General features: G+C 70.4%; 18 protein-coding genes. 9 read left to right on the top strand and 9 right to left on the bottom strand.

The genetic code is table 11. The features are described 5' to 3' along the window. Positions 1-154: 154 nt before the first annotated feature. The 3 genes from F0U44_RS00520 to F0U44_RS22815 all read right to left on the bottom strand — a co-directional run bounded on the left by F0U44_RS00520 (position 155) and on the right by F0U44_RS22815 (position 2,748). Positions 155-1,123: a zinc-binding dehydrogenase gene (locus F0U44_RS00520; protein ID WP_149726331.1), complete on the bottom strand. Its 969-nt coding sequence runs from the start codon at positions 1,121-1,123 to the stop codon at positions 155-157. Between the two features lie 17 nt (positions 1,124-1,140). Continuing rightward, entirely contained in the window at positions 1,141-2,256 is a 1,116-nt protein-coding gene (locus tag F0U44_RS00525) for an NAD(P)-dependent malic enzyme (protein ID WP_149726332.1), read from the bottom strand. Positions 2,257-2,427: 171 nt separating this feature from the next. Continuing rightward, positions 2,428-2,748, bottom strand: coding sequence for a S24 family peptidase (locus F0U44_RS22815; RefSeq protein ID WP_246160214.1), 321 nt, complete (start codon positions 2,746-2,748; stop codon positions 2,428-2,430). 67 nt (positions 2,749-2,815) lie between these two features. Between F0U44_RS22815 and sodN the strand changes: the two genes are divergently transcribed. The 3 genes from sodN to F0U44_RS00545 are packed head-to-tail and all read left to right on the top strand — an operon-like array spanning position 2,816 to position 4,406. After that, positions 2,816-3,217: a superoxide dismutase, Ni gene (gene sodN / locus F0U44_RS00535; protein WP_149726333.1), complete on the top strand. Its 402-nt coding sequence runs from the start codon at positions 2,816-2,818 to the stop codon at positions 3,215-3,217. Then, positions 3,214-3,612, top strand: coding sequence for an ATP-binding protein (locus tag F0U44_RS00540; protein ID WP_149726334.1), 399 nt, complete (start codon positions 3,214-3,216; stop codon positions 3,610-3,612). Before sodN ends, F0U44_RS00540 begins: the two co-directional genes overlap by 4 nt. After that, complete coding sequence (locus F0U44_RS00545) at positions 3,609-4,406, top strand: RNA polymerase sigma factor SigF (protein ID WP_149726335.1); 798 nt, start codon at positions 3,609-3,611, stop codon at positions 4,404-4,406. The genes F0U44_RS00540 and F0U44_RS00545 overlap by 4 nt, the downstream gene beginning before the upstream one ends. Before the next feature lie 34 nt (positions 4,407-4,440). Here the strand turns inward: F0U44_RS00545 and F0U44_RS00550 are convergent, their stop codons facing one another. Next, a complete protein-coding gene (locus tag F0U44_RS00550) occupies positions 4,441-4,827 on the bottom strand; it encodes a hypothetical protein (protein ID WP_149726336.1) in 387 nt (128 codons plus the stop codon). A 224-nt stretch (positions 4,828-5,051) separates the two neighbouring features. Between F0U44_RS00550 and F0U44_RS00555 the strand changes: the two genes are divergently transcribed. After that, positions 5,052-5,306 carry a WhiB family transcriptional regulator gene (locus F0U44_RS00555; protein WP_118925382.1) on the top strand — a complete coding sequence of 85 codons (255 nt, stop codon included), beginning with the start codon at positions 5,052-5,054 and terminating at the stop codon, positions 5,304-5,306. A 26-nt stretch (positions 5,307-5,332) separates the two neighbouring features. On the opposite strand, the gene F0U44_RS00560 is transcribed toward F0U44_RS00555, so the two are convergent. Beyond that, complete coding sequence (locus F0U44_RS00560) at positions 5,333-6,847, bottom strand: sensor histidine kinase (protein WP_149726337.1); 1,515 nt, start codon at positions 6,845-6,847, stop codon at positions 5,333-5,335. A 72-nt stretch (positions 6,848-6,919) separates the two neighbouring features. Between F0U44_RS00560 and F0U44_RS00565 the strand changes: the two genes are divergently transcribed. From F0U44_RS00565 to F0U44_RS23840, 4 genes are read left to right on the top strand one after another with little or no spacing between them, the layout of a single operon-like run. Next, positions 6,920-7,783: a DUF2785 domain-containing protein gene (locus tag F0U44_RS00565; protein ID WP_149726338.1), complete on the top strand. Its 864-nt coding sequence runs from the start codon at positions 6,920-6,922 to the stop codon at positions 7,781-7,783. Positions 7,784-7,830: 47 nt separating this feature from the next. Then, a complete protein-coding gene (locus F0U44_RS00570) occupies positions 7,831-9,504 on the top strand; it encodes an acetolactate synthase (RefSeq protein ID WP_149726339.1) in 1,674 nt (557 codons plus the stop codon). A gap of 10 nt (positions 9,505-9,514) precedes the next feature. After that, complete coding sequence (locus F0U44_RS00575) at positions 9,515-9,910, top strand: thioesterase family protein (RefSeq protein WP_149726340.1); 396 nt, start codon at positions 9,515-9,517, stop codon at positions 9,908-9,910. A 46-nt stretch (positions 9,911-9,956) separates the two neighbouring features. Further along, the gene (locus F0U44_RS23840) at positions 9,957-10,031 is read left to right on the top strand and encodes a 50S ribosomal protein bL37 (protein WP_378600669.1); all 75 of its coding nucleotides are present in this window, start codon (positions 9,957-9,959) and stop codon (positions 10,029-10,031) included. 62 nt (positions 10,032-10,093) lie between these two features. Here F0U44_RS23840 and rsrA read toward each other — a convergent pair whose 3' ends face one another. From rsrA to F0U44_RS00595, 4 genes are all read right to left on the bottom strand, one after another. After that, the gene (gene rsrA / locus F0U44_RS00580; RefSeq protein ID WP_149726341.1) at positions 10,094-10,423 is read right to left on the bottom strand and encodes a mycothiol system anti-sigma-R factor; all 330 of its coding nucleotides are present in this window, start codon (positions 10,421-10,423) and stop codon (positions 10,094-10,096) included. Then, complete coding sequence (locus tag F0U44_RS00585; RefSeq protein WP_246160215.1) at positions 10,423-11,040, bottom strand: sigma-70 family RNA polymerase sigma factor; 618 nt, start codon at positions 11,038-11,040, stop codon at positions 10,423-10,425. The genes rsrA and F0U44_RS00585 overlap by 1 nt, the downstream gene beginning before the upstream one ends. 69 nt (positions 11,041-11,109) lie before the next feature. Continuing rightward, positions 11,110-11,775: an alpha/beta hydrolase family protein gene (locus F0U44_RS00590; RefSeq protein WP_306461698.1), complete on the bottom strand. Its 666-nt coding sequence runs from the start codon at positions 11,773-11,775 to the stop codon at positions 11,110-11,112. Next, the gene (locus F0U44_RS00595; protein ID WP_149726343.1) at positions 11,772-12,509 is read right to left on the bottom strand and encodes an SOS response-associated peptidase; all 738 of its coding nucleotides are present in this window, start codon (positions 12,507-12,509) and stop codon (positions 11,772-11,774) included. Before F0U44_RS00595 ends, F0U44_RS00590 begins: the two co-directional genes overlap by 4 nt. Positions 12,510-12,585: 76 nt before the next feature. Here F0U44_RS00595 and F0U44_RS00600 point away from each other — a divergent pair, with 76 nt between their 5' ends. Further along, a complete protein-coding gene (locus F0U44_RS00600; RefSeq protein ID WP_149726344.1) occupies positions 12,586-13,119 on the top strand; it encodes a DoxX family protein in 534 nt (177 codons plus the stop codon). Positions 13,120-13,128 lie beyond the last annotated feature (9 nt).

Consider the following 13,128-nt stretch of genomic DNA (forward strand, 5'->3'; position numbering starts at 1 on the left):
TGTTCCACGAACAGGCGACGCCGTTTTCGACATTGCGGCGCGAGAAAATTCATCGCTCGGGCCACAACACGTCGGGAGGCCCCATGCTTCCCGAGACCACCGACAGTGGTCGAAGTCTTTTCCGGACGGTCACGCCTGAGGCGTGACCCAGGTCTCAGCGGGTGAGGACGATCTTCCCGAAGACGTCGCCCTCGGCCATGGCCGCGAACCCGTCGCGGGCCTGCTCCATCGGCAGGACCCGGTCGAGGACGGGACGGACGCCGGTCGCATCGAGCATCGTCACGAGCGAGGCGAGCTCGTCGCGCGTGCCCATCGTCGAGCCGATCACGCTGAGCTGCAGGAAGAAGATGTTGGTCAGCAGGGCGTCGTCGAGGTTCGGGCCCGAGGTCGTGCCGGAGATGACGATCTTGCCGCCGGGCTTCAGGGAGCGGATCGAGTGGGCCCAGGTGGCCCGGCCGACCGTCTCCATGACCGCGTCGACCTTGGCGGGCAGCCGCGCGCCCGACTCGTAGACCTCGTGCGCGCCGAGCTCGAGCGCCTTCGCGCGCTTGCCCTCGTCGCGGCTGGTCGCGAGGACCTTGAGCCCGCCCGCGCGTGCGAGCGCGATCAGAGCGGTGGCGACCCCGCCGCCGGCGCCCTGGACGAGCACGGTGTCGCCGGCTTTGAGACCGCCCTGGGTGAAGAGCATCCGGTAGGCCGTGAGCCAGGCCGTCGGGAGGCACGCGGCCTCCTCGAACGACAGGGAGGCGGGCTTGGGGACGACGTTGCGCTTCGGCACGACGACCTTGTCGGCGAAGGTGCCCTGGTAGCGCTCGGACAGGAGCGAGCGACGCGGGTCGAACGTCTCGTCACCATTCCACGACGGGTCGGAGATGACCGCGTGGACGACGACCTCGTTGCCGTCCTCGTCGTAGCCGGCCGCGTCGCAGCCCAGGATCATCGGCAGCGCGTCTTCCTTGAGCCCGACGCCACGCAGCGACCAGAGGTCGTGGTGGTTGAGCGAGGCCGCCTTGACGGTCACGGTCGTCCAGCCGTCCGGAGCCACCGGGTCGGGGCGCTCGCCCAGCACCAGGCCGGAGAGCGGGTCGTCGGTGCTGAAGGACTGCGCGTAGACGGCGAACATGCCGCAGACGCTATCGCTCAGATGCGAGCGACCCCGTCGCGCCGGGCAGCGGCGGACACCGCAGCGGCCACGGCCGGGCCGACGCGCGGGTCGAACGGCGAGGGGATGACCATCTCCTCGCTGAGGTCGTCACCGACGAGATCGGCGAGTGCCTGGGCGGCGGCGACCTTCATGCCCTCGGTGATCGCCGACGCGTGCACGTCGAACGCCCCGCGGAAGATGCCGGGGAAGGCGAGCACGTTGTTGATCTGATTGGGGAAGTCGGACCGGCCCGTGGCGACGACGCGAGCGTGGCGGTGCGCCACGTCGGGGTGCACCTCGGGGTTGGGGTTGGCCATCGCGAAGATGATCGCGTCGTCGGCCATCGTGGCGACGACCTCCTCCGGGATCGTCCCGCCGGAGACACCGACATAGACGTCGGCACCGACGAAGGCGTCGGCCAGGGTGCCGCTGCGACCGGTGAGGTCGGCGGTCATCTCGGCGAGCGCCTTCTTCGACGGCGTGAGGTCGTGGCGCTCGGAGCTCACGACGCCCTTGCGGTCGGTCACGACGAGGTCCTTGATCCCGGCCTCGAGCAGGATCTTGGCGATCGCGACGCCGGCGGCGCCGGCACCCGAGATCACGACCCGGGTCGACTCGGCGTTGCGGCCGGTGAGCTTGAGCGCGTTGACCAGGGCCGCGAGGGTGACGACCGCGGTGCCGTGCTGGTCGTCGTGGAAGACGGGGATGTCGAGGCGCTCCTTGAGCCGGTCCTCGATCTCGAAGCAGCGCGGCGCGGAGATGTCCTCGAGGTTGATGCCACCGAAGCTCGGCGCGAGCCGCACGACGGTCTCGATGATCTCGTCGACGTCGGTCGTCGCCAGGCAGATCGGCACGCCATCAACACCGCCGAACTGCTTGAAGAGGACGGCCTTGCCCTCCATCACCGGCATCGCGGCAGCGGGGCCGATGTCGCCGAGACCGAGCACCGCGGTGCCGTCGCTGACAATCGCGACCGTGTTGGGGACCCAGGTGTAGTGCCGGGTCAACGACGGATCGGCGGCGATGGCCTCGCACACCTCGGCGACGCCGGGCGTGTAGGCGAGCGACAGCTCGGCCTTGTTGGTCAGACCGACGGTCGCAACGGTCTCCATCTTGCCGCCGACGTGGAGGTCGAAGACCGGTTCACCCGCGCGGGGGTGGGAGGAAGGGACGTCGGCGGCCACGAGCGACGATTCTTCCACAGCGGGGCCGCGAGCAGGACCAGAGTCCAACGGACTGCTGCAACCACCGTGACCGGCCTCACACCGGGCCTCCGGTGACGGTCAGAGCAGCCGTGGGCGCGGCCACACCCGCAGGAGTACGACGGCCAGCACGTCGTCTTCAGGGACGGCGCCTCGTGCCCGCGAGTCCTCGCCCGCCTCAGCGTTGTCGGACAGCAACCACCACCCCTGGTCGCGGCGTTCGGCGATCCGTTTCACCGCTACCGTGCCCGTGGCGAAGCGGGCGACGACGACCCGTCCTGGGGCGGGCGCGGCGCCGTACCTCACCAGGAGGCGGTCGCCGGGCGAGAGCGTCGGGCTCATCGATTCGCCGCGGACCACGGCGAAGCCCAGCCTGCGCCCCTCGTGCCGCGACCCCACCACGACGAGTAGTGTCGCAGTCAGTTGGGTAACCAACCCCCGTCAACGTGATCCACGAGAGAGGACCCGCATGTTCTCGCGCTTCTTCGCCCCCACCATCGAGGTGTCCGCCCACTGCGACCTGCCCTGCGGTGTCTACGACCCGGCGCAGGCCCGGATCGAGGCCGAGTCGGTCAAGGCTGTCATCCAGAAGGCGCTCGACAGCTCCGACCCCGACTTCCGCACGCGTGCGATCGTCATCAAGGAGCAGCGCTCCAACCTGGTCAAGGAGCACCTGTGGGTGCTGTGGACCGACTACTTCAAGCCGCCGCACTTCGAGAAGTACCCGCAGCTCCACAGCCTCGTCAACGAGGCCACGAAGCTCGCGGGTGCCGCCGGCACCAAGGGCACCCTCGACATCGAGGTGGCCGACCAGCTGCTCGCGAAGATCGACGAGATCGCCGCAATCTTCTGGGAGACGAAGAAGGCATGATCACCAGCGGCGTGGGCGCCCGATCCGACGTCGAGCTGCGGCTGCCGGCTGACGGCGCCTACGCCGCGGTGCTTCGCACCCTGACCGCCGGACTCGCGGCGCGTCTGGACTTCACCATCGACGACATCGAGGACCTCCGGATCGCGGTCAGTGAGGCCGCGGCGATGGTGCTCGACGAGGCTGACCCCGGCGCCGACCTCGTGTGCCGTTTCCGGCTGATGCCGGGCGAGCTCGGCTTGGAGTGCACGACCACCTCGGCCGCCCCGTCGACGCCCGACTACGACAGCTTCGGCTGGCAGGTGCTGACGACGCTCACCACCGAGGCCGTGGTGGAGGCGACGCCGGGCAGCTACACGGTCCGGATCGCCATGCGGTCCTCCCTCGACCTGCAATGACCGCCGAACCTCGGGCGAGCGCGCGCTCTGCCGCGCTCGAGGCCACCCGGCGCGAGAACGCCCGGCTGTTCGTGATCTTCCGCGACCCCGACGCTTCCGCCGCCGAGCGCGACACCGCTCGCGACGCGTTGGTGCGCCTGCACCTTGCGCTGGTCGACCACTGCGCGCGGCGCTTCCGCAACCGCGGCGAGCCTTTCGAGGACCTGGTCCAGGTCGGCACGATCGGCCTGATCAAGGCGGTCGACCGTTTCGACACCGAGCGCGGCGTCGAGTTCTCCACCTATGCCACCCCGACGATCATCGGGGAGATCAAGCGCTACTTCCGTGACAAGGGCTGGGCGATCCGGGTGCCCCGCCGCCTGCAGGAGCTGCGCATGCAGATCAGCTCGGCGACCGCCGAGCTCACCCAGTCGCTCGGCCGCTCCCCCACGCCGCGGGAGATCGCCGAGAAGATCGGCTGCTCGGTCGAGGAGATCATCGAGGCTCTCGAGTCGAGCAACGCCTACGCCACGCTCTCCCTCGACGCGACCGACGACTCCGACGACGGCAGCCAGAGCATGCTCGATGCGATCGGCATCGACGACGCCGCGCTCGAGCAGGTGGAGATCCGCGAGTCGGTCAAGCCGCTCCTCGAGGGCCTGCCGGCTCGCGAGAAGAAGATCCTGCTGCTGCGCTTCTTCAAGAACATGACCCAGTCGCAGATCGCCGAGGAGATCGGCGTGTCCCAGATGCACGTGTCCCGACTGCTCACACGCACCCTCGAGCAGCTGCGCACCTCGCTCGAGAGCGACTGACCCGCGGATCGACCCGGTCCGGCGGCGCGACGACTCAGTCGGCCTCGCCGGACAACGCCCGGATTGAATCGGGATGGACGATGCCGGCGACGCTGATCACCGCGACCGCCGCGACGACGATCGCGGCCGCGACCGGGATCCCGGTGCCGAAGGCGATGCCGAGCATGAGCAGCTGGGTGATCAGGGCTGGTCCGCGGGCCCATCCGTGTCGTCGCCACAGGGCCCAGCCCGCGACGAACAGGCCGGCGGCGCAGAGGGCGAAGAAGGCCGCGATCGACGCCGCTGTGGCCCACTGACCGCTCCGCACGTCGGAGATGGCCCCGATCGCCACCCCGACCGCCCCGAGGCCCTCGACGCCCACCAACGAGGCCGCGACCGACAGCGGCGGCGGCGTGGCGGAGGCGTTCGGCGTGTCGGACACCCGCCGGAGCCTACTGGCAGAGGACACTTCGATCCGGCGACGGGTTGGGTCGTGTGACCCATCAAACCGTCCCTAGCCCTTGATTCGTGAGCGTTTCCTTGGAAACCTTGGGACGCGATCGTGAAACCGTTCACTTTTGCGGTCATTGTCGCGCCCGCAGGCCCGGGGCGCACTCAGTTGTCTTGACAGGGCCTGCAACCAGAGGAAAGAGGATTTCCCCGCTCATGGATTGGCGTCATCGTTCCGCATGCCTCGACGAGGATCCGGAGCTGTTCTTCCCGATCGGCAACACCGGTCCGGCCATCCTCCAGATCGAGGAGGCCAAACAGGTGTGCCGACGCTGCGACGTGCGCGAGCAATGCCTCGCGTGGGCGCTCGAGGCGGGACAGGACCACGGCGTCTGGGGAGGCCTCAGCGAAGACGAGCGACGTGCGCTGAAGCGCCGCAACGCTCGTGCCCGCGTCCGCACCCCCGTCTGAGCCCCGGCTGCGCGCAGCCCTCTGAGCTAGTCGAGCGGGATCGACACGTCCGCCCGGGTGCCACCGCTAGGTGACGCACCCAGGGTGAGGTGACCCCCGAGCTCGGACTCCACGAGCGTCTTCACGATCGACAGCCCCAGGCTCGGCGAGCTGTCGAGCTCGAAGCCGTCGGGGAGGCCGGAGCCGTCGTCGTCGATGGTGATGTCGAGGTGGTGGCCACGACGGACCACGGTGATGACGATCTCGCCCTCCCCCACCTCCACGTCGGCCGGTCCCTGGGCAGCCGGGTCCTCAGCTGATCCGTCGCTGATGTAGCCGTGCTCGACAGCGTTCTGGAGCAGCTCGGTGATCACCATCGCCAACGGGGTGGCCTGCTCGGAGACGAGCATGCCGAAGCGTCCGTCGCGACGCACCCGCACCCGCGCGAGGCCGACGTCGGTCACCAGCCGCGCGAGCCGGTCGGCGATCTCGTCGAAGTCGACGGTCTCCTCGACCGCTTGGCTCAGGGTCTCGTGGACGATCGCGATCGACCCGACGCGGCGTACGGCCTCATTGAGCGCAGCCGTCGCCTCCTCGCTGTCGATGCGGCGCGCCTGCAGACGCAGCAGTGCGGCGACGGTCTGCAGGTTGTTCTTCACCCGGTGGTGGATCTCGCGGATCGTGGCGTCCTTGGTGATGAGCTCACGGTCGCGCCGGCGCAGGTCGGTGACGTCGCGCAGCAGGATCAGCCCACCGATGTGCTCGCCTTCGGGCCGCAGCGGGATGGCCCGCACGATCAGGGCGACCCCGTCTCCGCCGCCCGAGCCGATCTCGGTGTCGCGATGGGCCCGGGCACCCAGGACGGCGCTCAGCGTCTCCTCGTCGGGCCGCTTCCGTGGCGGCAACAGGTCACGGGTCAGGTCGGTGAGCAGGTGGCCGGTGAGGTCACCGGTCAGGCCGAGCTTGCGATAGACCGACAGCGCGTTGGGGCTCGCGTAGACGACCCGTCCGCCCGCGTCGACCCGCAGGAAGCCGTCGCCGACCCTCGGCGAGTCGGCGTGATCGCTGCGTTGGCCGGCCGCCGGGAAGTGACCCGACGCGATCATCTTGGTGAGGTCGCCGGCGGTCTCCAGGTAGTTGATCTCGAGACGGCTCGGCGTACGGATCCCGAGCAGGTTGGTGTTGCGCGCGATCACGGCGATCACGCGCTCGCCGCGGGTCACCGGGATGGCCTCCACCCGCACCGGCACCTCATCGCGCCACTCGGGGTCGCCGTCGCGCGCGATGCGTCCCTGGGTGTAGGCCGCGTCGACCAGTCGCCGGCGACCGAGGGGGAGGAAGGTGCCGACGATGTCGTCGACATAGGCCGTCGGGCCGGTCGTCGGACGCATCTGACCGCCCGCCCAGTAACCCGTGCCCTCCCGGTCGGGCAGCCACATCACCAGGTCGGCGAAGGACAGGTCGGCGATGATCTGCCAGTCCGCGAGGATCCGCTGCAGCCACTCGACATCGGCGTCGTCGAGGTCGGCGTGGCGCCGGGCGATGGCGGAGAGGGACGGCACGGGCACACGGTAGTGGCCCCGTGCGAAGGGGGTGGTCCAGACCGGTCTTAACCATTTGGCAGGATGTGCGTTATGCCCCCCATTGTCGACTGGCGACACGTGTCTGCAGCCGACTTCAGAGTGCCCGCCGACCGCCGGCTCTCCGACCTCACCGCCGAGCTGACCGAGCTCCTCGGCACCCCCCGATCCGAGACCCGCGAGCTCGCGCTCGCGGTGCTGTGCACGTGGATCGAGCGGGGTGTCTACGACGACCTGCTGCCCGGGCTGGGCGACGGGATCGCGACCGGGCTCGTCAGCGGAATCGGTGAGCAGGACACCGACAGCGTCTACCGGCGCAGCTTCTCCGCACTCGTCGTCGCTGAAGTGATCGATCGCGACACCCGCAAGCCACGGGTCGCGCGCGCGAAGGTGCACGAGTGGGGTGACAAGCTCGCCACCTGGTTCCTGCTGGAGCGCGACGAACGTGGCTACGTCCCGGGAAAGGGCTGGGCGCACTCGATCGCTCACGGCGCGGACGCCCTCGGCGCGCTGGCCCGGTCACCGCACTGCGGCCCGGGTGAGCTGCTCGTGGTGCTCGACGTCATCGGCGACCGGGTGACCCGGCCGCGCCAGGCCACGGTCTGGTACTCCGGGGAGGCCGACCGGCTCGCGATGACCACGATCCACGTGCTCGGGCGCGGCCTGGTGCCCGACGAGCTGGTCGAGCCGTGGCTCGAGCGCATCGCCCTGGCGGCGCGGCCGCCGCGCGAGCGCTCCGACGGCGACGACGTCTACCTGCAGACCGGCAACGCGGCGGCCTTCCTGCGCGCGCTCTACCTGCAGCTGGCTCTCGGCCCGGCGACACCGCCGCGACGCTCGGACCTGGTGCTCAACCTGGTGCAGCTGCTGCGCCGCGCGCACCCCGCTTACCTGGGGCCCTCGCACCACCGCGCCTGACCCGCGATGCTCGATGGGAGCACGCCGGATTGGCTAGGTTGCCTTCCATGACCGATCAGCCCGACCTCACCGGCCACGCGGGTCAGCTCGCCGTCGCCGTCGCCCAGGCACACGGCGTGGACACGATGTTCACGTTGTCCGGGGCTCACGTCTTCCCGATGTACGACGGCGCGGTGAAGGCGACCGAGGAGGGGCGCCCGATGCGGCTGCTCGACGTACGTCATGAGCAGACGGCGGCCTTCGCCGCCGAGGCCACCGGCAAGCTGACCCGGGTGCCCGGGCTGGCCGTGCTCACGGCCGGCCCCGGTGTCACCAACGGGGTCAGCGCGATGGCGCAGGCGAAGTTCGCGGGGTCGCCGATGGTCGTCGTCGGCGGCCGCGCGCCCAACAACCGCTGGGGCACCGGCGCCCTGCAGGAGATCGACCACCTACCGATCGTCGGCCCGGTGACGAAGCACGCCGCCACGCTGATGACGGCGGGCGACGTCGCTGCCGGCTTCCACGACGCCTTCACGGCGGCACGCTCCTCCCACCGCGGCCCGACCTACGTCGACGTCCCGATGGACGAGTTCTTCAACGTCGGTACGGGCGCAGTGCCGGTGATCGGCGCCGATGCCGGACGTGGCGCAGCGCCTGACACCGACGCCCTCGATCGGATCGCCGCACTGATCACCGGAGCGGAGCGGCCGCTCCTGATCCTCGGCACCGACGTCTGGGCCGACCGTGCTGACGTCGCGGCCCTCCGGTTCGTCGAGGCGATCGGCGTCCCGACCATCACCAACGGCATGGGTCGCGGCATCGTGCCCGGCGGCCACCCGCTGCTCGTCACCAAGGCGCGCGGAGCGGCGATCAACGGGGCCGACCTCGTGGTCGTCGTCGGCACGCCGCTCGATTTCCGCCTGGGCTACGGCATCTTCGGCGGGAAGGACGGGACGGCGGCGGCCCAGGTCGTGCACATCGCCGACTCCTCCGACCAGGTCTCTCCGCACGCGGCGCTCGCCGCGTCGGCCAGCGGCGACCTGACCTCGGTGTTCGACGGCCTACTGGCCGCGGCCGAGCGGAGCCAGCGCACCGACTGGTCCGCGTGGGTCTCCAGCCTCCAGGAGACCGTCGCCGCTGCCGCGGCGAAGGACGCCGAGCTGCTATCGGCCGAGGCTGACCCGGTGCACCCGGCGCGCATCTACGGCGAGCTGGTGCCCCGGCTCGCCGACGACGCGGTCGTGATCGGCGACGGCGGCGACTTCGTCTCCTTCGCCGGCAAGTTCGTCGAGCCGAAGCGGCCCGGGTGCTGGCTCGACCCCGGTCCCTACGGGTGCCTGGGCGCAGGTCTGGGAGCCGCGATCGCCGCGCGCATCGCCCGCCCGTCGTCCCAGGTCGCGCTGCTCCTCGGCGACGGCGCCGCCGGCTTCTCGCTGATGGACGTCGACACGCTCGTGCGCCACGACCTCCCGGTCGTGATGATCATGGGCAACAACTCGGCGTGGGGCCTGGAGAAGGGCCCGATGCAGATGCTCTACGGCTACGACGTCGCCGCCGACCTCGCACCGCGCACGTCCTACGACTCCGTCGTGAAGGCGTTGGGTGGCGCGGGCGAGACCGTGACCGACCCGAAGCAGATCGGCCGGGCGCTCGATCGCGCGTTCGCCGCAGGCGCGCCGTACCTCGTCAACGTCATCACCGACGTCGACGCCGCCTACCCCCGCGCCACCTTCGGCATCTGAGGGCCCCGCGATGACCCAGGTGCCCTCGGCGGAGTCCGCTGTCCAGTTCACCGTCACCGACGCCGACACGGCGATCGCGGTCGGGTCCGGGAGCCTCGCGGTGCTCGGCACGCCGCGACTGCTGGCCTGGTGCGAGGCCGCCACCTGCGCGGCGATCGAGCCGACCCTCGCCGAGGGAGAGACGAGCGTCGGCACCCGGGTCCAGCTCGAGCACCTCGCGGCGAGCGCCGTCGGCCAGCAGGTCGAGGTCACCGCCCGGCTCGCCTACGCCGACGGACGACTGCGCCGCTTCTCGGTCGCCGCGCGCAACATCGGCCCCGAAGGACCGGGCGCGCTCGTCGGCAGCGGTGAGGTGACCCGGGTCGTCGTCGACGCTGCTCGCTTCATGGCCCGGATTTCCGGCTGACCTCTCCGTTTGAGAGACTGGGGCGTTACCGACTTCAGGAGGAACCATGGGCAAGACCGGCCGCAAGCGCCGCTCACGCCGCAAGAAGGGCGCGAACCACGGCAAGCGCCCCAACTGCTGAGTGCAGCCGAAAGACTGAGCCCCCGGACCGTCACGGTCACGGGGGCTTCGTCGTCATCGGGGTCAGCCCTCGGTGATCTCGACCTTGATCTCCTGGATCCGGATCCGGATCCGGTCACTCAACTCGGTCGGGGCGACCTCGGAGCAGGACCGGGCCACGAGGGCCTTGACCGTGCGCTGCAGGTCGTACTTCTCCAGGCACGGGTTGCACGTGTCGATGTGGGCTCGTACGACGGCACAGTCGCCAGCCTCGAGCTCGTTGTCGATCAGGCGCATGATCCGCTCGAGGAAGTCGGCACACTCCTCGTTGCTGGGACCGTTGTCGTGCCCGGTGTGCCCGGTGTGCCCGGTGTGCCCGGTGTGCCCGGTGTGCCCGGTGTGATCGTGCGTCATCAGCGGCCTCCCTGGACCGGAGCGTCGCCACCCGAGCGGACGTAGTCGGAGAGCATGTCGCGCAGCTGTCGCCGGCCGCGGTGGAGCCGGGACATGACCGTCCCGATCGGCGTGTCCATGATCTCGGCGATCTCCTTGTAGGCGAAGCCCTCCACGTCAGCGAGGTAGACGGCGAGCCGGAACTCCTCGGGGAGCCGCTGCAGCGCGTCCTTCACCTGGCTGTCGGGAAGGTGCTCGAGTGCCTCCATCTCGGCGGACTTCAGCCCGCTCGAGGTGTGGGACTCGGCGCGCGCGAGCTGCCAGTCCTCGACGTCCTCGGACATCGACTGCTGCGGCTGGCGCTGCTTCTTGCGGTAGGTGTTGATGAAGGTGTTGGTCAGGATCCGGTAGAGCCAGGCCTTGAGGTTGGTGCCGGGCTTGAACTGGTGGAAGGCCGAGTAGGCCTTGGCGAACGTCTCCTGGACCAGGTCCTCGGCATCGGCGGGGTTGCGGGTCATGCGCATCGCCGCGGAGTAGAGCTGGTCGAGGTAGGGCAGGGCGTCGCGCTCAAAGCGCGCGGCCCGGTCCTCGGCGGACTCGGTCGCGACGTCGATGTCGATGTCAGAGGTCTCGGTCATTGCCCCCCACGATAGTGGGGTCGCCACGTCTGGGCGTTCGAGGACCGCGATCATGCTGGTCCTAACCGGTCAGCGGACCGCTCCATTCCCGACGATCTCGCGGACGATCCACTCCAGCGTCGCCTCAACCACGATGCCCATCGCGTCGTCCTGGGTGATCGCCGACCGCTTCGGGACCTTGAGGCTGTGGTCGCCATCGGGCACCACGGCGAGGTCGGTGCGGCTCGGCAGCGGGTCAGGAAACTCGCCAGGCCCGCCGAACGGGTCGTTCTCGCCCTGGATCACCAGCGTCGGCACACCGGCGTCGACCAGCTCGTCGAGCCGTGACCGCTCGGGCTTGCCCGGCGGGTGCAGCGGGAAGGAGAGCGCGAGGCACCCGGCCGCGCTCAGCCCCTTGGCCGACCGGCACGCCGAGCGCGCCCCGGCCGAGCGGCCGCCCAAGATGATCGGGGTGCGCACCCGCACGGCGTCGACGGCTGCCCGGAGCCCGACGTCGAGCGTCGCCGGCGGGGTGGCCACCTTGCGGCCGGCCCGTCGCCACGGCTGCTCGAAGAGCATCACGGTGACGCCTGAGCGGGGCAGATAGGTCGCCAGCGCGGTGAGGTCGAGCGCGTCAATCCCGCCGCCCGCGCCGTGGCTGAGCACGACCGTGGCGATCGGCCTCGGCGCCCGGTGGGTCACCAACCGGCCCTCGCCCACCGGCGTCGGGATGATCCGCTCCTCGATCCGCGTCACAGCAGGGTCTCCTCGAAGGGGATCGGCTCGACGAGCTCGGGGCCGTTGTTGCGGACGTTGCCGACCGCGGTCGAGACCGGGAAGGCCTGGAGTCCGCCCTGTTGGGCTGGCACGAGCAGGTCGAGGAGCTGGTCCTTCGGCGTGGTCGGGTCGAGCCACGCACCACGACGATCACGCGTGAGCAGGAGCGGCATCCGGTCGTGGATGCGGCCGGCCTCGTCGGTCGCCTCCGTCGTCAGCACCGTGCAGGTCCAGCGGAACTGCTCCGGATCATCGTCAGGGCGCGTCGGGTCCTTCCAGATCTCGTAGAGACCCGCCATCGCCATCACCGACCCGTCCTTGGGCGTGATGAAGAAGGGCTGCTTCGCGAATTTGGGAGTCTTCCCGCCCTTGATCTCGTTCTGCGTCTCGTACCACTCGAAGTAGCCGTCGGCCGGCAGCAGGCAGCGACGCCCGCCGAAGGCCCGGCGGAAGGCCGGCTTCTCCGCGACCGTCTCCATCCGCGCGTTGATCATGCGGCTGCCGATCGAGGGGTCCTTCGCCCAGAACGGCACCAGTCCCCAGCGCAGCGCGCGGAGCTGTCGCTCGTCGTCGCGCTCGAGGACGGCGTAGACCTCCTTGGTCGGAGCGACGTTGTAGTCGGGAGGAATCACCTGGTCGAGCCGGGTGTCGACGACCTCGAACTCCTCGGCGAGGTCCTCAGGGCTCCGGCTGGAGGCGTAGCGCCCACACATGGCGATCAACCTATCGCCCAGCACCGACCTGTCGCGGGCCCTGCATGGCGCCGCCCCGAACGGGTACCGCCCCCACATGGCCCTGAGCAGACTTCTCGCCCGCCCGCTCCTCGGAGCGTTCTTCGTGACCAGCGGCATCGACTCGCTGCGCAACGCCGACACCCTGGCGCAGGACGCGAAGCCGGTGACCGACCGGTTCGTCCCCTTCGTCGAGCGAGCCACCCCTGACGGCACCCCGGTGCCGACCAACCCCGCGACGTGGGTGCGCATCAACGGCGGCATCCAGCTCGCCGCCGCTGCCGCGCTCGTCACCGGTCACTTCCCGCGGGTCGCTTCGGGCGTCCTCGCCGCGACGCTCGTGCCGTCGACCGCTTCGCGCTACCGCTTCTGGGAGGCGTCCGACCCCGACGAGCGGCGCCAGCAGCTCACCCACTTCTTCAAGAACGTCTCCCTCACCGGCGGGCTCCTCATCGCCGCCGGCGACACCGAGGGCCGCCCCGGACTGGTCTGGCGCGCGCGTCGGGTCGCCAAGGACGCGCGCCGCGAGGCCGGGCACCTGGCCCACGAGGCCCGGCGTGAGGCGAAGCTCGTCAAGGCCCAGCTCACCTGACCCGGCGCT

Origin of the sequence: Nocardioides humilatus, from assembly GCF_008373755.1 — a bacterium.
Taxonomy (GTDB): domain Bacteria; phylum Actinomycetota; class Actinomycetes; order Propionibacteriales; family Nocardioidaceae; genus Nocardioides; species Nocardioides humilatus.

What these genes read in the sequence shown, in the direction of transcription:
- sodN (WP_149726333.1), top strand. Translation starts at nt 2,816, where the DNA reads ATGTTCTCGCGCTTCTTCGCCCCCACCATCGAGGTGTCCGCCCACTGC.
- F0U44_RS00545 (WP_149726335.1), top strand. Translation starts at nt 3,609, where the DNA reads ATGACCGCCGAACCTCGGGCGAGCGCGCGCTCTGCCGCGCTCGAGGCC.
- F0U44_RS00520 (WP_149726331.1), bottom strand. Translation starts at nt 1,123, where the DNA reads ATGTTCGCCGTCTACGCGCAGTCCTTCAGCACCGACGACCCGCTCTCC.
- F0U44_RS00525 (WP_149726332.1), bottom strand. Translation starts at nt 2,256, where the DNA reads ATGGAGACCGTTGCGACCGTCGGTCTGACCAACAAGGCCGAGCTGTCG.
- F0U44_RS00575 (WP_149726340.1), top strand. Translation starts at nt 9,515, where the DNA reads ATGACCCAGGTGCCCTCGGCGGAGTCCGCTGTCCAGTTCACCGTCACC.
- F0U44_RS00600 (WP_149726344.1), top strand. Translation starts at nt 12,586, where the DNA reads ATGGCCCTGAGCAGACTTCTCGCCCGCCCGCTCCTCGGAGCGTTCTTC.
- rsrA (WP_149726341.1), bottom strand. Translation starts at nt 10,423, where the DNA reads ATGACGCACGATCACACCGGGCACACCGGGCACACCGGGCACACCGGG.
- F0U44_RS00595 (WP_149726343.1), bottom strand. Translation starts at nt 12,509, where the DNA reads ATGTGTGGGCGCTACGCCTCCAGCCGGAGCCCTGAGGACCTCGCCGAG.
- F0U44_RS00540 (WP_149726334.1), top strand. Translation starts at nt 3,214, where the DNA reads ATGATCACCAGCGGCGTGGGCGCCCGATCCGACGTCGAGCTGCGGCTG.
- F0U44_RS00555 (WP_118925382.1), top strand. Translation starts at nt 5,052, where the DNA reads ATGGATTGGCGTCATCGTTCCGCATGCCTCGACGAGGATCCGGAGCTG.
- F0U44_RS00570 (WP_149726339.1), top strand. Translation starts at nt 7,831, where the DNA reads ATGACCGATCAGCCCGACCTCACCGGCCACGCGGGTCAGCTCGCCGTC.
- F0U44_RS00585 (WP_246160215.1), bottom strand. Translation starts at nt 11,040, where the DNA reads ATGACCGAGACCTCTGACATCGACATCGACGTCGCGACCGAGTCCGCC.
- F0U44_RS00565 (WP_149726338.1), top strand. Translation starts at nt 6,920, where the DNA reads ATGCCCCCCATTGTCGACTGGCGACACGTGTCTGCAGCCGACTTCAGA.